Origin of the sequence: Bradyrhizobium sp. 190 (assembly GCF_023073415.1) — a bacterium.
Taxonomy (GTDB): Bacteria; Pseudomonadota; Alphaproteobacteria; order Rhizobiales; family Xanthobacteraceae; genus Bradyrhizobium.
In genome coordinates this window covers 380,150-400,600 of sequence record NZ_JADPJL010000068.1, presented here as the reverse complement: position 1 = coordinate 400,600, position 20,451 = coordinate 380,150, and the positions used below count along the sequence as shown (strand labels likewise).

The window sequence follows — 20,451 nt, the reverse complement described above, 5'->3', positions numbered from 1 at the left end:
ATCCCGGACGGGCAGCGCAAACTCGTTCCCGATTTTCGAAGCCCGAGCGGCGGATGCAACTTCTAGGATGACAAGTCATTGAAAACAAAGGGAATTAACAAAGAATTAGCCATCTGGTGCCACAACCGTCCACAGGGAAATACGGGTCAATAGCGATCCGGACGACGCATTTTCGGCAGGTAAAGCCACGCTCGTCCCCAGAACCGGAGGATTTTTATGCCTTTGTGGAAAAGCAGTTTTGCGGCGCGTGAGGCGCTGGCGCAAGCGATCGCAATCAGCAAGTCGCAGGCGGTGATCGAGTTCAATATGGACGGCACGATCATCACCGCCAACCAGAATTTCCTCGACACGATGGGATACCGCCTCGACGAAATCGCGGGCAAGCATCACCGAATGTTTGTGGCGCCGGAGCAGCGCGACAATCCGGACTATCATGCGTTCTGGGCGAAGCTCAATCGCGGCGAATATCAGGCCGCCGAATACAAGCGCGTCGGCAAGGGCGGCCGCGAAGTGTGGATTCAGGCGTCCTACAATCCGATCGTGGATAGCGCCAACAAGCCGATCAAGGTCGTCAAGTTCGCCACCGACATCACCGAGCGCAAGATCCGCAGCATGGAGGATGCCGGCAAGATCGCGGCGATCGCCCGGGCACAAGCCGTGATCGAGTTCAATCTCGACGGAACCATTATCACGGCAAACAATAATTTCCTCAGCGCCGTGGGCTATTCGCTCGCCGAGATCCAGGGCAAGCATCACCAGATGTTCGTGGCGCCTGCCGAGCGCGACAGCGCGGTCTACCGCGAATTCTGGGCAAAACTCGGCCGCGGCGAATTCCAGTCAGCCGAATACAAGCGCTTCGGCAAGGGCGGCAAGGAGATCTGGATTCTCGCGTCCTACAATCCGATCCTCGACGACGCCGGCAAGCCGTTCAAGGTGGTGAAGTTCGCCTCCGATATCACCGACCAGAAATTAAAGACGGCGAATTTCGCCGGACAGATCGAAGCCATCGGCAAGTCGCAGGCTGTCATCGAGTTCGGCATGGACGGCAAGGTGCTGATCGCGAACCAGAACTTCCTCGGCGCGCTCGGCTACTCGCTGGCCGAGATCGAGGGCGAGCATCACGGCATGTTCATGCCGCACGAGGCGCGCGACAGCGAAGGCTATCGCGCGTTCTGGGCTGCGCTGAACCGCGGCGAATTCCAGTCGGGCGAGTATGAGCGGGTCGGCAAGGGCGGCCGGCAGATCTGGATTCAGGCGTCCTACAACCCGATCCGCGACCTCAACGGCAAGCCCTACAAGGTCGTGAAATACGCCACCGACACCACGGCGCAGGTGATCGCGCGGATGCGTAGCGAGAAGGTTCGCGGCTTGATGGAGACGGTCGCTTCCGGTGCCGAGGAACTCAACGTGTCGGTGCGCGAAATCTCCAACGCCATGGCGAAGTCGAAGGAAACCGCGCACACGGCCGTCGGTCGCGTCGAGGCCGCCGACCAGCAGGCGCAGCGCCTGGCGGAAGCGTCGGAGTCGATGAGCAGCATCGTGCAGCTGATCGGCGCGATCACCGGCCAGATCAACCTGCTGGCGCTGAACGCCACGATCGAATCGGCGCGGGCCGGTGAAGCCGGCCGCGGTTTCGCCGTGGTCGCATCCGAGGTGAAAGGCCTCGCCAACCAGGCCAAGCAGGCGACCGACAAGATCGAGCAGGAGATCGGCAATCTCAACGGCATCTCCGGCGATGTCGTTGCGGCCCTCAACTCGATCAGGCAGGCGATCCAGGATGTCAGCGAGTATGTGACGTCAACGGCTGCGGCCGTTCAGCAGCAGAGCGCGGTGACGAGCGAAATGTCCGAAGGCATGCAGCGCGCCGCCGCCGAGGCCGCCGGCATCGGACAGGCAGCGTAGTGGGAAGCTTCGTAGGGTGGGCAAAGCCACCGGGTCGCGCGAATGCGCGCCCGATGACAGGCTCCGGGTGCCCACCATCTGACTATGCGGGTAAATGATGGTGGGCACGGCGCGAAGCGCGCCTTTGCCCACCCTACGGCACCAACTTACATCGGCCGGACTTCGACCACGTCGGGCACGAAATGCTTCAGCAGATTCTGGATGCCGTGCTGCAGTGTCGCCGTCGATGACGGGCAGCCTGCGCAGGAGCCCTTCATGTTGAGGTAGACGACGCCGTCCTTGAAGCCGCGGAAGGTGATGTCGCCACCGTCATTGGCCACTGCCGGCCGCACCCGCGTCTCGATCAGGTCCTTGATGGTCGCGACCGTATCGGCGTCGGCTTCGTTGAAGAACTCGCCTTCCTCATCCGCCGCCTCATCATTGCCGGCAGTCCCGTCCGCCAGAAGCGGCGCGCCGGACATGTAATGCTCCATGATGGCGCCGAGGATCGCGGGCTTGAGGTGCTGCCAGTCGCCATCCGCCTTGGTCACGGTGACGAAATCGTAGCCGTAGAAGACGCCGGACACGCCGGGCACGTCGAACAGTCGCTCGGCAAGCGGCGAGCGGGCGGCGGCTTCGCGGTTGGCGAATTCGATCGTGCCCGTGTCGAGCACGGTACGGCCCGGAATGAATTTCAGGGTGGCGGGATTGGGCGTGGCTTCAGTCTGAATGAACATTGGTTCTCTCCGGCGTCGCCGGTTCAAGGCCGGCGCGTGGGGTCTCCATAGCAGATGGCGACGGGGCGCGCACGATCAAGGGGGCTAAATCAGTAATTCTCTAGATGGATCAAGCCCTAAGACAGGCCATCGATGTCGGAATCGCTGAGATCGCCGGGCACGATGACGACCGGAATCGGGAATGAGCCTGCGACCTGGGCCATCATGGAGATCAGCGGCCCCGGGCCCTCGGGGCCTGGATTGGCCGCCAGCACCAGCATTGAAATATCGACGTCCTTGTCGATCACGTCGAGGATCTGAGTGGTCGGGTCGCCCTCGCGAATCACCCGCTCCGGCGTGATCGCGGCAATGCCGTTCGCGCGCCCCGAAGCGCGGTCGAGCGCCTCGTTGGCGGCGTCCTCGGCCTCGGCGCGCATCAAATCGGCCACTCCCAGCCATTGCTGGTTCTGGTCCTCGATGGCGATGATGCGCAGCATCACCACGCCGCCGCCGACGCGGACGGCCCAGCGGCTGGCGTAATACACCGCGCGGTCCCATTCCGCGGTGTCGTCAACGATGACAAGGCATTTTGGCTTGTGACCCGTCTCGTAGCTTCGTCGCTGGGTGGTCATGCATGTCCCGGTGCTGCGCCAAACCGACGCATGCTGCCACGGCGCAGCCGCCTTCGACAAGCGGCGTCGCTGTTCCTCAATCTCGCGGCGATGGAATCTTACCCTCCCCTGGAGGGGGAGGGTCGACGCGAAGCGGCGGGGTGGGGTGACGGTCTCTCGTTTCGATCAGTGCCCGAGTTGAGAGACTGTCACCCCACCCCGTCTCGCATTTCGCTGCGCTCATGCGAGCCGACCCTCCCCCTCCAGGGGAGGGTGAACACCACCTCGGATACGTTCTACCGCTTTCGGATGAAACCGACGATATCCCTGGCCGCACGCATGGTTTCATCGGCGATCACGCGGGCGCGGTCGGCGCCGTCGATCAGGATCTTGTCGACATGGCCGGGGTCGGCGACCAGCCGCTTCATCTCGGAAGCGATCGGCGCGAGTTTTGTCACGCAAAGTTCCACCAGCGCGTTCTTGAAGCTGGAGAACTGCCCGCCGCCGAATTCCTTCAAAACGTCGGCCTTGCTGCGCTCGGAAAGCGCCGCGTAGATGCCGACGAGGTTGTCGGCCTCGGGCCGGCTCTCCAGGCCCTTTTCTTCCGACGGCAGCGGTTCCGGATCGGTCTTCGCCTTGCGGATCTTTTGCGCGATGGTATCCGCGTCGTCGGTCAGGTTGATCCGCGAATTGTCCGACGCATCCGACTTCGACATTTTCTTGGTGCCGTCGCGCAGGCTCATCACCCGCGTCGCGGGACCCATGATCAGCGGTTCAGGCTGCGGAAAGAACAATCCGTCATTGGAGCCGTGACTGCGGATCGAATCGGCAAAGTCATTGTTGAATTTCTGCGCGATGTCGCGCGACAGCTCCAGATGCTGCTTCTGGTCCTCGCCGACAGGCACATGCGTGGCGCGATACAGCAGGATGTCGGCCGCCATAAGCACCGGATAGTCATAGAGACCCACCGACGCGTTCTCGCGATCCTTGCCGGCCTTCTCCTTGAACTGGGTCATGCGGCTGAGCCAGCCGACCCGCGCGACGCAGTTGAAGATCCAGGTCAGTTCGGCATGGCCGGCGACCTGGCTCTGGTTGAACACGATGTGCTTCTTCGGATCGATGCCGGCGGCGATGAAGGCTGCCGTAACCTCGCGGGTGTTGCGGGCGAGCTCGGCCGGGCCGCCCCAGACGTCGACGCCTTGCGTGATCGCGTGCATGTCGACGACGCAATAGATGCAGTCATGGGTTTCCTGCATCTTCACGAAGTTGACGATCGCGCCGAGGTAATTGCCGAGATGCAGATTGCCCGTCGGCTGGACGCCCGAAAATACTTTTTCAACAAAAGCCATAGCCAGCTTCCCCAAGGATCCCAAATCGGATGCCTATTTCGCGCTGTCGTTTGCCACGCAGGGGCTGTCAGCGCAAGCTGCTAGCCCTTTGTTTGCCTGACGGCGTTAACCGCGTCGCGCCAGCCGGTGACGCCGAAAAGCCTTAAGAGCAGGCCATAAATCGCAATTCCCGCCGCAATCACGGCCAGCAGCAGGACGGCCTGCACAAACCCGTGCGCGCCTGAGGTGAGGGCCGGCAGCGACCGTGTCGCCAGCCACAGCAGCGCGCCCATGGCGAGCGCGGATAGCGCGATGCGCGGCAGCCGCCGTCGCGCTTCCATATCGATCGAAAATCCAAACGTCTGCGCGCCGCGGCGGATCAGGCTGAACGCCATGCTCCACGCGCCGAGCGCAATCGCCGCCGCGATGCCCTCAGTGCCGTACCAATGGCTGAGCAGAAAGGCCGCCGCGATCGCCAGCACCACGCCCTTTAGCGCTGAAACCAGCGGCGTCATCGTATCTTCGCGCGCGAAGAACGCCGGTGACAGCGCCTTCACCAGCACATGCGCGGGCAGCGCCAATGTCAGCCACATCAGCGCGCGCGCCGTCGCCGCGGTATCATCCGCGGTGAAGGCGCCGTGCTCGAACAACAGCCGCACGATCGGCTCGCTCAGCACCATCAGCCCGAGCGTGGCCGGCAGCGCCAGCCCAACGGCAAGTTCGAGGCCGCGCGATTCCGCATGCGCGACGGCGGTGCGATCCTCCGCCCGCACCGCGCGCGTCAATTCCGGGATCAGCACCGTGCCCATGGCGACGCCGACAATGCCGAGCGGCAGTTCGACCAGGCGGTTGGCGAAATAGAGCCACGACACCGCCGACGGCGAGGAAGATGCGATGATCGCGCCGGCGACCATCAGTAGCTGCGGCGCGCTCGACGCCATCATGCCCGGTGCGGCCTTGGCGAGAAAGCCGCGGATTTCCGGATCAAACGAAATCCGCAAGGGGGCGGCGATGTTGCCGCCACGGCGCAGCACCAGCACCGATAGCTGTAACAGTCCGGCAATGCCTGTGGTCGCGGCGACGATTTGCGCGGCTTGCACCGCATCCGGCCGTATGGCGAGCAGGACAACCATCACCGCGATCAGCGCGATGTTGAACAGCAGCGGCGAAAACGCCGTCAGCGCGAAGCGGCCTTGCGCATTCAGCAGCGCCATCATCACGGTCACTGGCCCTGCAAAGGCGAGGTACGGCAGCATCAGGCGGGCATTGCCGGTGGCGAGCTGCAGCGTCTCGCGCCCCGAAAATCCCGGCGCCAGCGCCGCAATGACGAGCGGCATCGCCAGCACGAGCACCGCTGTGGCTGCGATCAGCGCTGTTGTCACCGTGCCGAGCACGCGCCCCGCAAACGCCGCCGCGGCCACAGCCCCATCGGTTTCGCGCACCCGCAGCCATGCCGGCACCAGCGCCGCGTTCAGCCCGCCCTCGGTCAACAGCCGCCTGACAACATTGACGAGCTGAAACGCCGCCAGGAATGCATCCGCGACGGCGCCCGCGCCGAGCAGCGCCGCCAGCATGGAATCGCGCGCGAATCCAAGCAGCCGCGACGCTAGCGTTCCCGAGGAGACCGTGAGAAAGGAGCGGATCATTGGAGGGGCTGTATAGCAGTCCATAACCCGTCATGCCCGGCCTTGTGCCGGGCATCCACGTCTTTACGGTCTCTCAGCGACGAAGACGTGGATGGCCGGGACACAGGCGAGCGGAACGCGCGGCCCCGCTTCCCTTGCTGGCGCGGGGCCGATCTGGTAGGCCGCAGCCTTCTTGGCCGCGCCCGGCTTATTCGCGCAAACAGCCTTAAAACAGGACGCAACGAATGACTGACGCAAAATACGACGTTCTCGGGATCGGCAATGCGATTTTCGACGTGCTGGTGCAGACCGACGAGGGCTTTCTCGCCCGCCACGGCATGACCAAGGGCGGCATGGCGCTGATCGACGAGGCCCGCGCCGCCGCGATCTACAAGGAGATGGGCCCGGCGACCGAGATGAGCGGCGGCTCGGGGGCCAACACCATCGTCGGCCTTGCCAGTTTCGGCGCCCGCGCGGCCTTCATCGGCAAGGTCAAGAACGACCAGATCGGCGGGCTCTACACCCACGACATCCGCGCCGCCGGCGCGGCCTTCGAGACGAAGGCGGCGGAAAGCGGCCCCGCCACCGGCTGCTCCTACATCCTGGTGACGCCGGACGGCGAGCGCACCATGAACACCTATCTCGGCGCCGCGCAGGATCTTGGGCCCTCCGACATCGATGAAGCGCAGATCGCGGCCTCCCGCATCGTCTATCTCGAAGGCTATCTCTGGGATCCCAAAAACGCCAAGGAAGCCTTCGTCAAGGCCGCTGGCATTGCGCACGGCGCCGGCCGCCAGGCGGCGCTGACCCTGTCGGATTCCTTCTGCGTCGATCGTTATCGTGACGAGTTTCTCGACCTGATGCGCAAAGGCACCGTCGATCTCGTGTTCGCCAACGAGGCCGAGCTGCATTCGCTGTACCAGACCTCGGATTTCGAGGCCGCGCTGAAGCAGTTGCGCGCGGATACGAAACTCGCCGTCGTCACCCGCAGCGAGAAGGGCTGCGTGGTTGCGGCGAAGGATGGCGTCACCGCAGTGCCCGCGTTCCCGATTCAAAAGCTCGTTGATACCACCGGCGCCGGCGACTTGTTCGCCGCCGGCTTCCTGTTCGGCCTCGTCCGCAACGCCGGTTATGAAGCCGCCGGCCGCCTCGGCGCGCTGGCCGCGGCCGAAGTGATCCAGCACATCGGCGCGCGGCCGCAAGTGTCGTTGAAGGATCTGGCGAAGCAGAATGGGTTGCCGGTGTAGGGCTTGCTCGACCTCGCCCTGCCCGTGGCCAGAGCGGCCGGAACAAGGTTGCGCTACCGCCGGTTGAGGATGTTGATACGTCTGCTGACGAATCGCGCTTGAACTTCCATCGGCATCCGCCTTTGTGTAAGCAGCCTTGCGTCGCCATTTTGCTTGATCTCGTCCCTCGGTTGCGAATAAATCCAGCTGGGTAGGGGGATACGTCAAGTGCGTGCATCTAGAACAATAACGCTCGTCGTCACGGTTTGCTTGTTGCTGGCCGGCTGCGGCACGAAATATCAGGAGATGGGCTTTACGGGCGGCGTCTCAGCAGAGCAGATCACCAAAGACACCTATCGTATCGCCGCGCGCGGGAATGGAAATACTCGCTCCACGACGATTCAGGATTACGCTCTCCTGAAGGCCGCCGAAATCACGAAGGCCGCGGGCGCAACACATTTCGCTATAATCAGCGCCGCTGATGCAACTACCTCTGACACGATCGTCATGCCCGGAACGAGTACAACCACATTCAGCGGCAATACGGCCTATACGACGAGGTCGCCGGGATACGTCGACAACATCATCAAGCCGGGCCAAGACGTCCACATCCGAGTCTTAAAGCTCGCGCCGGGCCAGCAGATGCCAAGCGCCTACTCTGCGGACGAGATAATCCAATTTATTGGTCCGAGGGTGCAGCGGGACTGAGATATCGCTTAGCCATCGTCGCGCCCCAGCATTGATTTGCCCGACGGCGCAAATCAAAAAGCGATCTCCCGCAAAAATAGTCCGCTTCTCGTTTCCCCCGAATCATTCCTACAACTTCCGCCATCCCGTCCCCCACAGAGGGGCGTTTCGCGATCGTCACTAAACGGGGCGGGGTGCGGTGGACGCGGCAGCGTCGGGCGCGCAGACGTCGTCGCAGGGCGGGCTCTCTGAGTCCGTGAGCGAAGAGACGGCACGCAGACGAACGGCGCTGAAGCGTACGGCCAAGTCGTGTGGTCCTGGCACCCGTTGCTGGTGTCAAGTCCGCGGAGGATGTGCCGGCCCGACCGGGCAGGCCCCATCCATCAATCCGCGGATGACGGTGGCTAAAGGAATTCGCACACCGGGGAGATCACGAAGTACGCCGTAAAACCATTGCGCAGGGAAGGCCGGATGCTCTCCGCTGGACCTGTATGCTCGTGTGCGCGTTCTTTGTGCGCAATTGCACACGAGACCGCGGGTGCAGCGCGCACCCGGTCTTCCCTGCGCCCTCTTTTCTCAAGGGCGTGAAAGATAAGGGCAAAGCTCGGGCGGAATGCGCCGCGAGATCGCGAAGGTGCGTTTGATGAATGCGAGCGCGCCGCACCTACAGTTGTCGTCACCCGCCTTGTGCGCAATTGCGCACTGGGGCGGGTGACCCAGTATTCCAGAGACAGGAGTGATAGAACCGAGAAGCCTCGGCGTACTGGATCCCCCGCCTTCGCGGGGGACGACGAGTGTAGGCGGGGTGGGTACGTGCCATGCAACCGCGCGACACTCTCATCCTTCTTTTTCACGCCGTCTTCGCCGCCTTCAGCCCCAGCTTCGCTTCCACCGCTTCCCGCATCAAAAACTTCTGGATCTTTCCCGTCACCGTCATCGGAAATTCTTCCACGAACTCGACATAGCGCGGAATCTTGTTGTGGGCGATCTGGCCCTGGCAGAAGGCGCGGACGTCGTCGGCGGTGAGCGTCTCGCCGGGCCGGGTGCGGATCCAGGCGCAGAGTTCTTCGCCGTAGCGATCATCCGCGACGCCAAAAATCTGCACGTCCTGGATTTTGGGATGGCGATAGAGGAATTCCTCGATCTCTCTGGGATAGAGGTTTTCGCCGCCGCGGATCACCATGTCCTTGATGCGGCCGACGATGTTGCAATAGCCCTCGGCGTCGATGATGGCGATGTCGCCGGTGTGCATCCACCCCTGCGCGTCGAGCACGTCGGCGGTCTTTTCAGCCTCGTCCCAATAGCCCAGCATGACGCTGTAGCCGCGGGTGCAGAGTTCGCCGCGTTCGCCGCGCGGCACCACGCGCCCCTCGAGATCGACGACCTTGACCTCGACATGCGGATGGATGCGGCCGACGGTCGACACCCGACGTTCCAAGGGATCGTCGGTCGAGCTCTGAAAACTGACCGGCGACGTCTCGGTCATGCCATAGGCGATGGTCACCTCGCCCATGTTCATCTCGTTGTTGACGCGCTTCATCACCTCGATCGGGCAGGGCGCGCCCGCCATGATGCCGGTGCGCAGCGATTTCAGGTTGAAGCGCGCAAATTCGGGATGATCGAGTTCGGCGATGAACATGGTCGGCACGCCGTAGAGCGCGGTGCATTTTTCGCGCTCGATGGTTTGCAGCGTCGCCAGCGGATCAAAACCTTCGCCGGGATAGACCATGGTCGCGCCGAGCGTGACGGAGGCGAGATTGCCCATCACCATGCCAAAGCAGTGATAGAGCGGCACCGGAATGCAGATGCGGTCCTTTTCCGTCAGCCGCATCGCGCGGCCGACGAAATAGCCGTTGTTGAGGATGTTGTGATGCGTCAGCGTCACGCCCTTCGGCGAGCCCGTGGTGCCGCTGGTGAATTGAATGTTCACCGCATCGTCGAATTGCAACGTCCTGGAGAGTTCGGCAAGCTGCTCGCGGTGCCGCGCGCCTCCCATCTTTGCCACGTCGTCGAAGGCGATGGTGCCCGGAGATTTGGGGCCGCCGATCTGGATCACCGCGCGCAGTTGCGGCAACTGCTGTGCCTGCAATTCGCCCGGCTGCGAGGCCGCGAGTTCCGGCAGCAGCGTATTCAGCATCTCCATGTAGTTGGAGGTCTTGAAGGCGGTCGCGGTGACGATCGCGGCGCAGCCGACTTTTGCCAAAGCGAATTCGAGTTCGCTCAAGCGGTAGGCGGGATTGATGGTGACGAGAATGAGTCCCGCTTTGGCGGCGGCGAATTGCGTCAGCGTCCATTCCGGGCGATTGAGCGACCACACCCCGATCCGCGCGCCGCGCTCCAGGCCGAGCGCGAGAAAGCCTGCCGCCAGCGCTTCGACGCGTTCGGCAAACTCTTTCCAGGTCCAGCGCACGTCATGGCTCGGCGAAACCAGCGCCTCGCGATCGCCCCAGCGCGCGGCGGCCTGATCGAGGCAACGTCCGATGGTGTCGCCGAGCAGCGGCGCGTCGGCGGTGCCGGAGACGTAGCTATCGATGGTGTCGGTCAAATCGGTTTCTCCAAAAACTGGATCAAGTATCAAAGAAGAAATGCGCTGCGCCCTCCCCCGCAAAGGGGGAGGGAGCGGCGATCCTGCGGTAAACTACGCCGCCTTCTGTCCGGCATCCAGCCCGGCATAAACCCCGCGCTCAAAGCCCGCAAAGGCTTCCAGCGCCTTGCCATCGGCGAACGGCAACAGCTGCATCAGGATCACGCCGGCGATGTTGCGCGCCGGGTCGATCCAGAAATAGGTGTTGGCGAGGCCGGCCCAGGCGAGGCTGCCGGCGCTGCGGCCTTCCGCCGTCTTGGCGGTGTTGATCATGAAGGAGAGGCCCCACTTCTTGACGATATCGGGATAGAGATCGACATCGTTGGTGTACATGGGCGCCATCGTCGTCATCTTGCCCATGGTGAGATCGCCGATGTGGTTCTGGCCCATCAACGCGATCGTCTCGGGCTTCAAGAGCTGGTTGCCGTTGCCGCGGCCTTTGTTGAGGATCATCTGGGTAAACTTGATGTAATCGGCCGCCGTGCTGTAGAGGCCGCCGCCGCCCATGTGGAATTCCGGATTCTGTTCGATCTCGAACGGGATCGGCGCCAGCGATCCATCCCCACCGCGCGCATGCACGCCGACCAGCCGCTGGCGCTGGGAGTCCGTGATCTTGAAGCCGGTGTCGCTCATGCCGAGCGGCGCGAACATATGGTCGCGCAGGTAAGCGTCGAGCCGCTTGCCGCTGGCGGCTTCCACCGCCTTGCCGACGAAATCGATGTTGATGCCATATTCCCAGCGCGTGCCGGGATCGGACATGATCGGCGCCTTCAGCGCGGCGTTCTGGCAGCCGAAGATGTCCGGGGTTCCGGTCTTCTCCAGATATTGCGCGCAGTCGCCGTTAAACAAGCTGTAAGCGAAGCCGGCGGTGTGGGTCATGAGATGGCGAAGTGTGATCGGATTCCTGGCGGGACGCAGTTTTGGGTCGCCGCTGGCGTCAAAACCTTCCAGCACTTGCGGGTTGGCAAAGTCAGGCAGCACCTTGCCGATCGGTTCGTCCAGCGAAAGCTTGCCTTGTTCGACGAGCTGCATGCCGGCGGCGCTCGTAATCGCCTTGGTCATGGAGGCGATCCAGAAAAGCTGTCGGCGGTCATCGGATCGTCCTTGGACAGGTCGCGCTTGCCGAACGCGCCTTGATAAATCACCTCATTGCCAGTCGCGGCCATCGCGACCACGCCGGGAATCTCCTTGGCCTCGCATTTTTGACGCAGAATCTGATCGATCTGGGCTTTGCTTTGCATGGGTCACCTCCCGCTATGTTTTTATGGAAGTGGAACGATCTTCCTCCCGGCCGTGCGATCCGGCAAGCGGCCGCGGATGGCCGCCGCCGATGTCGCGATGTCGTGATGGGCAAGCTCTTGATGGGCGAGCCGCGTGGGCAGCGGTGGCGCGGTATGGGCGACGCCAAACTGCAACACCTCGCCACAATCCGCGGTGGGCGATCCCCTCGGTCGGTGACCGGCTTAACCATCCACGATAACGTGATTTCGCCATGATTCCCGTCGCCGATTTTTTGCGGTAAAGCGTTCAGATTCCAGCACAAACGTTGCTCGTTGGCTGGATCAATTGACGAAAATTGTCTCATTTCTGCCTGTCGCGAAGGTGCGCAATGATTTCGACCTGGAGTGAATGGAAGCGCTATCCCCGTGCCGGGCGTGGCGAAAATATCGAGGCCCCGATCTCGCCCGGTATTTACGAAGTCCGCTACGCCGGCACCGGTGCGCTGCATTCCTTCGAGGCGGTCGATAACGTCGCCCAGGCCCTGGCGCTTTTGCCGGTCGGTTCCAAATCCTGGTTCAGCCGCCGCGAGCCCGCCAAGCTGCCCGACCTCGAATACCGGACCTGCGCAACCTCCTCGAAGGCCGATGCCAAGGCGGCGGCGCAACGCATGGTCGGCCGCCGCGAAACCTATATGAGCGGCGCGGCCTGACCTCAAAATTGGTTGACGCAGGGTTGCCTCAGCGGGCGGTGCATTGCTGACGATACAGGCCTATACTCGGACCAATATCCCAAGAAAATCCGAGGAGTAACGCCATGAACCCGCCCGTTGCCGCACGCGCCCAAGCCTCCACTCCCTCGCTGCACGATCGCCTCAAGGATCCCTCGCTGCTGCGCGACCGCTGCTATATCGACGGCGCCTGGGTCGGCACGCCGTCGCGCCCGGTCACTAATCCGGTCAATGGCGTGGAGCTCGCAAAAGTGCCGGCCATGAGCACGGCCGAAGCCACGCAAGCCGTCGAAGCCGCCGAACGCGCCTTCCCGGCCTGGGCCAATCTCACGGCCAAACAGCGCTCCAATACCTTGCGTAAGTGGTTCGAGCTGATCATCGCCAACCGCGAAGACCTCGCGCTGATCCTGACGTCAGAGCAGGGCAAGCCGCTGGCGGAAGCGCTCGGCGAAGTCGATATCGGCGGCGCCTATGTCGAATTCTTCGCCGAGGAGGCCCGCCGCGTCTATGGCGAAACCATCCCGACCCAGCGGCCCGATGCGCGCCTGCTCGCGATCAAGCAGCCGATCGGCGTCTGTGGCGCCATCACGCCGTGGAATTTCCCCTGCTCGATGATCACCCGAAAGGTCTCGCCGGCGCTCGCCGCGGGCTGCACGGTGGTTCTCAAGCCTGCCAATGAAACGCCGCTGACCGCGCTGGCGCTGGTAGCGCTCGCCGAAAAGGCCGGCGTGCCCAAGGGCGTGTTCAACATCCTCACCGGCAACTCGTCGGCGATCGGCAAGGTGCTGTGCGAACATCCGGCGGTGCGCTTCGTCGGCTTCACCGGCTCGACCGAGGTCGGCAAGATCCTGTATCAGCAGGCCGCCGTCGGCGTGAAGAAGCTCGGCCTCGAACTCGGCGGCAACGCGCCGTTCGTGGTGTTCGATGATGCCGATATCGATGCGGCGGTCGAGGGCGCCATCGTCTCGAAATACCGCAACATGGGCCAGACCTGCGTCTGCGCCAACCGCATCTACGCCCAGGACAAGATCTACGACCAGTTCGTCGAAAAACTCTCGAAGAAGGTCGCGGCGATGAAGATCGGCGACGGCACCGAAGCGGGCGTGGTGCAGGGCCCGCTGATCAACATGGATGCGATCGACAAGGTCGAGAAGCACATTGCGGACGCGGTCAAGGGCGGCGCGAAGATCGTCACCGGCGGAAAACGCCATGCGCTCGGCGGCAGCTTCTTCGAGCCGACGGTGCTTTCGAACGTGAAGGCCGACGCGCTGGTTGCGCATGAAGAAACCTTCGGTCCGCTGGCACCGGTGTTCCGCTTCAAGGACGAGGCCGAGGTGATCGCGATGTGTAACAACTCGCCGTTCGGCCTCGCGTCCTACTTCTACTCCCGCGATCTCGGCCGCGTCTGGCGCGTCGCCGAAGCGCTGGAGTCAGGCATGGTCGGCGTCAACACCGGCCTGATCACGACCGAAGTCGCGCCGTTCGGCGGCGTGAAGGAGTCAGGCCTCGGCCGCGAAGGCTCGCATCACGGCATGGAAGAATATGTCGAGATCAAATACGTGATGATGGCGGGGGTGTAGCCGTACTCGTCATTACGAGCGAGGCGAAGGAGTTGTAGCCCGGATGAAGCGAAGCGAAATCCGGGACAAGTTCATCCGCGTGCGAGAACCCCGGATTGCGCTGCGCTCCATCCGGGCTACGCACTTCCCGTGGCTCAATCGCTCGCGTCACCCGCAAACGCGCCGTGACGCCCCACGCCGGAAGCAAACCGTGTCGCGCCTGACAGCGTTTCGCCCGAAGCGATCACCTCCAGCCCGCCGCGCATCTCGTTGGCGATCGCTTCTTCCTCCGAAAGGTCCCATTGCCGCAGCGCCGACAGGCGATCCGCACGCAGGCATTTTTGCGGGAAGCGCGCGATCTCCCGTGCCAGCGCAATCGCCTGCGCGACGGCCTCGCCGCGGCCGACGACGCGATTGGCGAGCCCCATGCGCAGCGCCTCCTGCGCGCCGACCGGGCGTCCGGTGAGAATCAGATCGATCGCCTGCGAATGGCCGATCAGCCGCGGCAGGCGGATGGTGCCGAGATCGATCAGCGGCACGCCGAAGCGGCGGCAGAAGATGCCGAAGGTCGCGTCTTCCGCGACCACGCGCATGTCCGCCCACAACGCCAGTTCCATCCCGCCGGCCACCGCAAAACCCTCGATCGCCGCGATCACGGGCTTTGACAATCGCAATCGGCTAGGTCCCATCGGCGCAATCGTGTCGTGACCGCCAAGCTCGCGCTTCTTGTTGGGATCGCCCGCCGCCACCGCCTTGAGGTCGGCGCCCGCGCAGAAATAACCGCCGGTACCGGTGAACACGGCAACCGACGCTGCTTCATCGGCATCGAACGCAAGAAACGCATCGTACAGCTTCCGCGCGGTCGCGCCGTCAACGGCGTTGCGGCAATGCGGGCGGTTGATGGAAACGACGGTCACGGGGCCGTCGCGTTCGACAAGCACGCTGCCGGTTTCAGTCATGGAGCGCTCCCTGTTGTTTTTCTGAACGCGGATACTCGCATCAGATGACAGGCTGAGGCAATCCAGGAGCCGACGCCGACGGCGTCACACCGTCATTGCGAGCGAAGCGAAGCAATCTATCTACCCCCACGTTGAGGTATGGATTGCTTCGCTTCGCTCGCAATGACGCTGCTAGACCTTCAACTCGTCACCCGTCACCCGCCGATACGCTTCGAGATACCGCTTGCTCGTCGCGTCGACCACGCTGTCCGGCAGCGGTGGGGGCGGGGCGTCGCCGTTCCAGCGGCCGGCGCGGCGCTCGGCGTCGAGATAATCGCGCAGCGGCTGCTTGTCGAAGGAGGGCTGCGGCCGGCCGGGCTTGTAGACGTCGGCGGCCCAGAACCGCGAACTATCCGGCGTCATCACCTCGTCGATCAGGATGATGCGATCGTCCGTCGCGCGGCCGAACTCGAACTTGGTGTCGGCGATGATGATGCCCTGATGACGGGCGATCCGTTCGCCGAAATTATAGACGGTGCGCGCCATGCTCTCGAGCTTGTCGGCGACGCCGCTGCCCAAAATCTCGCGTACGCGTGCGATGGTAATGTTCTCGTCATGGCCGGTCTCGGCCTTGGTGGCCGGGCTGAAGATCGGCGCGTCGAGCTTCTCACTCTCGATCAGCCCGGGTTTGAGTTCCTCGCCGGCGAGCGTGCCGGATGCGGCATACTCCTTCCAGGCGGAGCCGGAGATGTAGCCGCGGATCACGCATTCCACCGGGAATACGGTGGTGCGCTTGCACAGCATCGCGCGTCCGAGAATATCGGCGCGGTGATCTTTCAGGTCCGGCACCTTGCGGATGATCTCGTCGGCATCGGCGCTGATCATGTGATGCGGCACCACGCCTTCGAGCTGACGGAACCACCACGCGCTGATCTGGGTCAGCACCGCGCCCTTCATCGGGATGGTCTCGGCCATCACGACGTCGAACGCGCTGATGCGGTCGGTGGTCAGCAGCAGCACGCGGTCGTCGCCGACGGCATAGATATCGCGCACCTTTCCGCGGCCGATCCGCGGCAGGGGCAAATCGCTGGCGAGCATCGCGTTCATTCGGTCAGGCTTTCGAAACGGCACGCCTGCACAAGCGTGCAAATGAGAAAGCGGAGCAATAGCTCACTCCGGCAGCGGAATGAACTCATGTTCCTGCGGGACGGCGGCAAAACGGCCGGTTTTCCAGTCCTGTTTGGCCTGCTCGATCCGCTCCTTGCTGGAGGAGACGAAATTCCACCAGATATGCCGCGGGCCCTCCAGCGCGTCGCCGCCCAGAAACATCATCCGGGTCGGCCTCACGGCCTTCACGGTGATGCGGTCACCGGGCCGGAATATCAGGAGGCGCGGCCCGTCATAGCGCTCGCCCGCGATCTCGACCTCGCCGTCGACCAGATAGATCGCGCGCTCCTCATGGTCGGGGTCGAGCGGGACGTTGGTGCCGGCCTGCGCCGTCACTTCGGTATAGAACCACGGCGAGACCATGCTCACAGGCGATTTCACGCCAAAGCCGTGGCCTGCGATGATGCGCGCGGTGAAGCCGCTCTCCTTCACGGTCGGCAGCGCTTCGGCAGCGTAGTGCTGGAACGACGGCGAGATCTCTTCCGATCCCGCCGGCAGCGCGATCCAGCTTTGCAGGCCCAGCATCTTCTGGCCGTCGCGGCGCTGCACATCGGGCGTGCGTTCGGAATGCACGATTCCGCGCCCCGCGGTCATCAGGTTCATCGCGCCGGGCTGGATCTCCTGAATGTTACCCTCGCTGTCGCGGTGCATGATGCTGCCGTCGAACAGATAGGTGACGGTGGCAAGCCCGATATGCGGATGCGGACGCACGTCCATGCCCTTGCCGGCGATGAACTGCATCGGCCCGAAATGATCGAAGAAGATGAAGGGCCCGACCATCTGCCGCTTGCCATGCGGCAGCGCGCGCCGCACCGCAAATCCATCGCCGAGATCGCGCGTGCGTGGCACGATGATGAGGTCGAGCGCGTCGCAGGTTTTGGGATCGCCGAGCACGGGATCGTTGGAGGGTTGCCAGCTCATAGGGGACTCCTTGGTGTTTTGTGGCGATCATAGCAGAAATTGCGGGATGGCGTCCAAATGCCTCAACACGTCGTCCCTGGGACCCATACTCTGTGTCCTATCGTTTGGCACCAATGGCAGATATCGTCTCCAACAATCGAAAACGGTGGTTATGGATCCCTTCGCCGTTGAGGAGAAGTCGAGCCGCCGATATATCGGCCGGGTCGGACCGTGGTGCCCGCCAGGATGGCCGGGCTTCGAGGTCGGCTGGGGCATCGACAGCGCATACAGCGGCAAGGGCTACGCGGGGGAGGCGGCGCGGGCGTCGATCGACTGGGTGTTCGCGAGTTTCGAGATCGACGAGATCATCCATTGCATCGAAGGCAGCAACGAACCGTCCAAGGGTGTTGCGCGGCGGCTGGGTGCGCCGCCGGAGGCCGACGGTGTGTTCGACCTCGTGCGCGATATGGTTGCGGCGACCGCGAGCAAAGGAAAGCTGGCGGGCGGCAATTGATGCGTAGCCCGGATGGAGCGAAGCGAAATCCGGGGCGGTATGCCAGCGGATGGTCTGCTCCCGGATTGCGCTTCGCTCCATCCGGGCTACGTGCTGAAGTGGGCTGCTACTGCCGACCTAACTGCGTGGCCTTCTCGACGCGGTCGAATCTCTCCAGCGAGAGGATCGCGTCGGCGAGCTGATCGGCGCGGCCGTTCAGAACGGGGCGGGCGAGGGTGAGGAATTTCTGCTGCATCGCCTGCGCATCCGGAAACGAATTCGGCTCGCCGGACGGATCGGCATAGAGCCGCTCGTGCACGCCGTCATCGGTGGTGATGGAGACGCGGGCGCCGAATGGATGGGTACGGCCGACCTCGAGGCGATCGTCCTGCACCACGTTGAACTTGTCGGCGAGCGCGTTCACCGCGGCGTCGCCGAGCCGGTCGTAATCGTCCCAGCCGAAGCTGCCCTGATCGAGCGCCAGCGCGCCAGTGAAGAACATCGAAAACTGTCCGCCGACGATCGAGGTCGGATGCCGCTTGGTAGCGGCATCGCCCGTCAGCGTGATGCCGTTGCGGTGCAGGCCGATCTCGACACGCTTGATCTGGTCCGGCGTCAGATTGTGTTCCCGCCGCATCGCGATCAGCGCATCCAGCGCCGCATGGGTATAGCGGCAGCTCGGATAGGGTTTTACGCCAATCTTGAGCGTCTCATAGGTCTTGCCGAGGCCGGCGGTCGCCTTGTCGGGATGCGCGTCGTCGCTGTAGCCGACGAGGAGGCCGTGCTTGCCCTCGACGGATTCGGTCGAGCCGACGAAATCGTTGCGGGCCAGCGTGGCTGATATGACGCCGTTCATCGCGGCCGCGCCAACCTGGTAGCGCTTGTTCCAGGCGCCGTTGACCAGAAACTGCAGCGAGCCCGCGGCCTGGCTGCCGGAAACGCCGAAGGCGGATATGATCTGGTCCTTCGACAGGCCGAACAATTTGCCTGCGGCCGCCGCAGCGCCATAGGTTCCCGCCGTCGCGGTCGGGTGGAAGCCGCGCGCATAATGCGAGGTCGGATCGAGCGCATTGCCGAGGCGGCAGCACACTTCATAGCCGGCCACAATCGCAGTCAGGACGTCGCGCCCCGATGCGCCGACCATTTCGCCGACCGCAAAGGCCGCCGGCACCACCGGTGCGCTTGGATGGAGCGAGGAGTCCGCATGCGTGTCATCGAAATCAAGCGAATGGCCAAGCGCGCCGTTGAGCAGCGCCGCTACCGCCGGCGTCCAGGTCTTTGAATCGCCGAACACGGTGGCCTCGCCCTTGCCGTCGAGCGCCAGCGCTTCCAACATCTTAAGCAGCGAGGGCGTCGATTCCGCATCGCGCCGCGCCCGGATCGTGCTGCCGAGGAAATCCAGCGTCAGCACCTTGGCGCGCTCCAGAACCTCCGGCGGAATGTCCGCAAATTTCAGGTCGGCGACATAGGCTGCGAGCGTTGCGGTTTCGTTGGCCATCGTGTTTCCTCGGTTTGCGGCGCAGGGTAGGCGGGCTGATTTTGGCTTTCAAGCCGCCTTCCGGCCGCGGGCATCAGCTATGCTCGGCGTCGTCTAGCACGGGCGCGGTCTACAGATTCCGGAATGCGGCGCATGATGGCTTTCGTAAAACGCATGCTTGGATCGCTCCGTGGCCGCAAGACGCAACTGGCGCTCGCGGTCCGGCTCGCCGTCGCCGCGGTCGCGGCCTATGCGATCGCCAGAGCGCTGCATCTGATGCTGCCGCTATGGGCGGTGCTGACCTCGCTCATCGTCACCCAGATGAGCGTCGGCCGGTCGCTCAAGGCGACCCGGGATTACATGCTCGGCACGGTTGGGGGCGCGGTCTATGGCGGCGCCATCGCGATACTGATCCCGCATTCCGGGGAAGGCGGACTACTGGCGCTATTGGTGCTGGCGGTTGCGCCGATGGCGTTCATTGGCGCCATCAATCCCAGCCTGAGCGCCGCCACGGTGACGGCCGTGATCGTGTTGCTGGTCCCGGCGATGAACCACGCCAATCCGATGGATTCCACGATCGACCGGCTGTTCGAGGTCACGGTCGGCGCGCTCACCGGGCTCGTGGTCTCGTTCCTGGTGCTGCCATCGCGGGCGGTCAGCCAGATCCGCATCAATGCGGCGCAGCTTTTGGAACTGCTGGCTGCTGCATTCGCCGAACTGCTCGCTGGCCTGACGCGCGGGCTCGACAACGACGCCCTGCACCGTATTCAGGATGGTATCGGCACGGCGATGGCGAGCCTCCATGCGACCGGCCTGGAAGCCGAGCGCGAGCGCGCGACGCATTTGTCGTCGGGACCCGATACCGGCCCATTGCTGCGCACCATCCAGCGCTTGCGGCATGATGTCGTGATGATCGGGCGCGCCAGCGTGGTGCCGCTGCCGGCCAATGTGCAGGCAAGGCTGGCGCGACCACTGTCCGATGTCAGCAACGCGATCGTCGGCTATATGCGTGCGGCGGCCGCTTCCTTGCGAAACGGCAGCGGCGCTGTGGACATTCAGCCTGTCGATGCGGCGCTGCAGGCCTATGCCACTGAGGTCGCCGCGCTGCGCAGCGAGGGCCTGATCCGTGGCGTGCCCGTCGATGTCGCGGAGCGGTTTTTCGCGCTGGGATTTTCGCTGGAACAGATGCGGCAGAATCTGAACGACCTGGATCGCTGCCATGCCGACTGGTGCGAGCCCCCGGCTGCGAAGCCGGCCGCTGCAAAAGGTTAGTCGACCAAATCAGCGAGAAAGCAAAGGATCGCTGTATCG

16 protein-coding genes and 1 pseudogene are annotated in these 20,451 nt (G+C 63.6%); 7 read left to right on the top strand and 10 right to left on the bottom strand.

Annotation, left to right across the window (positions count from 1 at the left end; translation table 11 throughout):
* The first annotated feature begins 216 nt into the window (after nucleotides 1–216).
* A complete protein-coding gene (locus IVB22_RS36925) occupies nucleotides 217–1,902 on the top strand; it encodes a PAS domain-containing methyl-accepting chemotaxis protein (RefSeq protein WP_247522043.1) in 1,686 nt (561 codons plus the stop codon).
* A 146-nt stretch (nucleotides 1,903–2,048) separates the two neighbouring features.
* Here the strand turns inward: IVB22_RS36925 and IVB22_RS36920 are convergent, their stop codons facing one another.
* The 4 genes from IVB22_RS36920 to murJ all read right to left on the bottom strand — a co-directional run bounded on the left by IVB22_RS36920 (nucleotide 2,049) and on the right by murJ (nucleotide 6,182).
* On the bottom strand, nucleotides 2,049–2,618 hold the full coding sequence (locus tag IVB22_RS36920; RefSeq protein WP_247522042.1) for a NifU family protein: 570 nt from the start codon (nucleotides 2,616–2,618) through the stop codon (nucleotides 2,049–2,051).
* A gap of 116 nt (nucleotides 2,619–2,734) precedes the next feature.
* Nucleotides 2,735–3,229, bottom strand: a complete 495-nt coding sequence (locus IVB22_RS36915) for a universal stress protein (protein WP_214488044.1) — start codon at nucleotides 3,227–3,229, stop codon at nucleotides 2,735–2,737.
* A 275-nt stretch (nucleotides 3,230–3,504) separates the two neighbouring features.
* On the bottom strand, nucleotides 3,505–4,557 hold the full coding sequence (gene trpS / locus IVB22_RS36910) for a tryptophan--tRNA ligase (RefSeq protein WP_247522041.1): 1,053 nt from the start codon (nucleotides 4,555–4,557) through the stop codon (nucleotides 3,505–3,507).
* Between the two features lie 80 nt (nucleotides 4,558–4,637).
* The gene (murJ, locus tag IVB22_RS36905) at nucleotides 4,638–6,182 is read right to left on the bottom strand and encodes a murein biosynthesis integral membrane protein MurJ (RefSeq protein WP_247522040.1); all 1,545 of its coding nucleotides are present in this window, start codon (nucleotides 6,180–6,182) and stop codon (nucleotides 4,638–4,640) included.
* 224 nt (nucleotides 6,183–6,406) lie between these two features.
* Here murJ and IVB22_RS36900 point away from each other — a divergent pair, with 224 nt between their 5' ends.
* Both IVB22_RS36900 and IVB22_RS36895 read left to right on the top strand, forming a co-directional pair.
* Nucleotides 6,407–7,408 (top strand): adenosine kinase, encoded by a 1,002-nt coding sequence (locus IVB22_RS36900; RefSeq protein WP_247522039.1) that lies wholly within the window; start codon nucleotides 6,407–6,409, stop codon nucleotides 7,406–7,408.
* A gap of 207 nt (nucleotides 7,409–7,615) precedes the next feature.
* Nucleotides 7,616–8,095 carry a hypothetical protein gene (locus tag IVB22_RS36895; protein WP_247522038.1) on the top strand — a complete coding sequence of 160 codons (480 nt, stop codon included), beginning with the start codon at nucleotides 7,616–7,618 and terminating at the stop codon, nucleotides 8,093–8,095.
* 829 nt (nucleotides 8,096–8,924) lie between these two features.
* Here IVB22_RS36895 and IVB22_RS36890 read toward each other — a convergent pair.
* Both IVB22_RS36890 and IVB22_RS36885 read right to left on the bottom strand, forming a co-directional pair.
* Complete coding sequence (locus IVB22_RS36890; RefSeq protein WP_247522037.1) at nucleotides 8,925–10,619, bottom strand: AMP-binding protein; 1,695 nt, start codon at nucleotides 10,617–10,619, stop codon at nucleotides 8,925–8,927.
* A gap of 93 nt (nucleotides 10,620–10,712) precedes the next feature.
* A pseudogene (locus IVB22_RS36885) lies at nucleotides 10,713–11,899 on the bottom strand (serine hydrolase domain-containing protein).
* 368 nt (nucleotides 11,900–12,267) lie between these two features.
* Here IVB22_RS36885 and IVB22_RS36880 point away from each other — a divergent pair.
* Nucleotides 12,268–12,588, top strand: a complete 321-nt coding sequence (locus IVB22_RS36880; protein ID WP_247522036.1) for a hypothetical protein — start codon at nucleotides 12,268–12,270, stop codon at nucleotides 12,586–12,588.
* 104 nt (nucleotides 12,589–12,692) lie between these two features.
* Nucleotides 12,693–14,186 (top strand): NAD-dependent succinate-semialdehyde dehydrogenase, encoded by a 1,494-nt coding sequence (locus tag IVB22_RS36875; RefSeq protein ID WP_247522035.1) that lies wholly within the window; start codon nucleotides 12,693–12,695, stop codon nucleotides 14,184–14,186.
* A 134-nt stretch (nucleotides 14,187–14,320) separates the two neighbouring features.
* On the opposite strand, the gene IVB22_RS36870 is transcribed toward IVB22_RS36875, so the two are convergent.
* From IVB22_RS36870 to IVB22_RS36860, 3 genes are all read right to left on the bottom strand, one after another.
* Nucleotides 14,321–15,124, bottom strand: a complete 804-nt coding sequence (locus IVB22_RS36870; RefSeq protein WP_247522034.1) for a crotonase/enoyl-CoA hydratase family protein — start codon at nucleotides 15,122–15,124, stop codon at nucleotides 14,321–14,323.
* 171 nt (nucleotides 15,125–15,295) lie between these two features.
* Nucleotides 15,296–16,210 carry a phosphoribosylaminoimidazolesuccinocarboxamide synthase gene (locus tag IVB22_RS36865; protein ID WP_247522033.1) on the bottom strand — a complete coding sequence of 305 codons (915 nt, stop codon included), beginning with the start codon at nucleotides 16,208–16,210 and terminating at the stop codon, nucleotides 15,296–15,298.
* 63 nt (nucleotides 16,211–16,273) lie between these two features.
* A complete protein-coding gene (locus IVB22_RS36860; RefSeq protein ID WP_247522032.1) occupies nucleotides 16,274–17,191 on the bottom strand; it encodes a pirin family protein in 918 nt (305 codons plus the stop codon).
* Nucleotides 17,192–17,342: 151 nt separating this feature from the next.
* On the opposite strand from IVB22_RS36860, the gene IVB22_RS36855 reads away from it, so the two are divergent.
* Complete coding sequence (locus IVB22_RS36855; RefSeq protein WP_247522031.1) at nucleotides 17,343–17,684, top strand: GNAT family N-acetyltransferase; 342 nt, start codon at nucleotides 17,343–17,345, stop codon at nucleotides 17,682–17,684.
* Nucleotides 17,685–17,790: 106 nt separating this feature from the next.
* On the opposite strand, the gene IVB22_RS36850 is transcribed toward IVB22_RS36855, so the two are convergent.
* The gene (locus tag IVB22_RS36850; RefSeq protein ID WP_247522030.1) at nucleotides 17,791–19,161 is read right to left on the bottom strand and encodes an MmgE/PrpD family protein; all 1,371 of its coding nucleotides are present in this window, start codon (nucleotides 19,159–19,161) and stop codon (nucleotides 17,791–17,793) included.
* A gap of 135 nt (nucleotides 19,162–19,296) precedes the next feature.
* Between IVB22_RS36850 and IVB22_RS36845 the strand changes: the two genes are divergently transcribed.
* Nucleotides 19,297–20,412, top strand: a complete 1,116-nt coding sequence (locus IVB22_RS36845) for an FUSC family protein (protein ID WP_247522096.1) — start codon at nucleotides 19,297–19,299, stop codon at nucleotides 20,410–20,412.
* Nucleotides 20,413–20,451: the final 39 nt, after the last annotated feature.

What these genes read in the sequence shown, in the direction of transcription:
- IVB22_RS36855 (WP_247522031.1), top strand. Translation starts at nt 17,343, where the DNA reads ATGGATCCCTTCGCCGTTGAGGAGAAGTCGAGCCGCCGATATATCGGC.
- IVB22_RS36900 (WP_247522039.1), top strand. Translation starts at nt 6,407, where the DNA reads ATGACTGACGCAAAATACGACGTTCTCGGGATCGGCAATGCGATTTTC.
- IVB22_RS36850 (WP_247522030.1), bottom strand. Translation starts at nt 19,161, where the DNA reads ATGGCCAACGAAACCGCAACGCTCGCAGCCTATGTCGCCGACCTGAAA.
- IVB22_RS36865 (WP_247522033.1), bottom strand. Translation starts at nt 16,210, where the DNA reads ATGAACGCGATGCTCGCCAGCGATTTGCCCCTGCCGCGGATCGGCCGC.
- IVB22_RS36860 (WP_247522032.1), bottom strand. Translation starts at nt 17,191, where the DNA reads ATGAGCTGGCAACCCTCCAACGATCCCGTGCTCGGCGATCCCAAAACC.
- IVB22_RS36920 (WP_247522042.1), bottom strand. Translation starts at nt 2,618, where the DNA reads ATGTTCATTCAGACTGAAGCCACGCCCAATCCCGCCACCCTGAAATTC.
- trpS (WP_247522041.1), bottom strand. Translation starts at nt 4,557, where the DNA reads ATGGCTTTTGTTGAAAAAGTATTTTCGGGCGTCCAGCCGACGGGCAAT.
- IVB22_RS36875 (WP_247522035.1), top strand. Translation starts at nt 12,693, where the DNA reads ATGAACCCGCCCGTTGCCGCACGCGCCCAAGCCTCCACTCCCTCGCTG.
- IVB22_RS36915 (WP_214488044.1), bottom strand. Translation starts at nt 3,229, where the DNA reads ATGACCACCCAGCGACGAAGCTACGAGACGGGTCACAAGCCAAAATGC.
- IVB22_RS36925 (WP_247522043.1), top strand. Translation starts at nt 217, where the DNA reads ATGCCTTTGTGGAAAAGCAGTTTTGCGGCGCGTGAGGCGCTGGCGCAA.
- IVB22_RS36880 (WP_247522036.1), top strand. Translation starts at nt 12,268, where the DNA reads ATGATTTCGACCTGGAGTGAATGGAAGCGCTATCCCCGTGCCGGGCGT.
- IVB22_RS36845 (WP_247522096.1), top strand. Translation starts at nt 19,297, where the DNA reads ATGGCTTTCGTAAAACGCATGCTTGGATCGCTCCGTGGCCGCAAGACG.
- IVB22_RS36870 (WP_247522034.1), bottom strand. Translation starts at nt 15,124, where the DNA reads ATGACTGAAACCGGCAGCGTGCTTGTCGAACGCGACGGCCCCGTGACC.
- murJ (WP_247522040.1), bottom strand. Translation starts at nt 6,182, where the DNA reads ATGATCCGCTCCTTTCTCACGGTCTCCTCGGGAACGCTAGCGTCGCGG.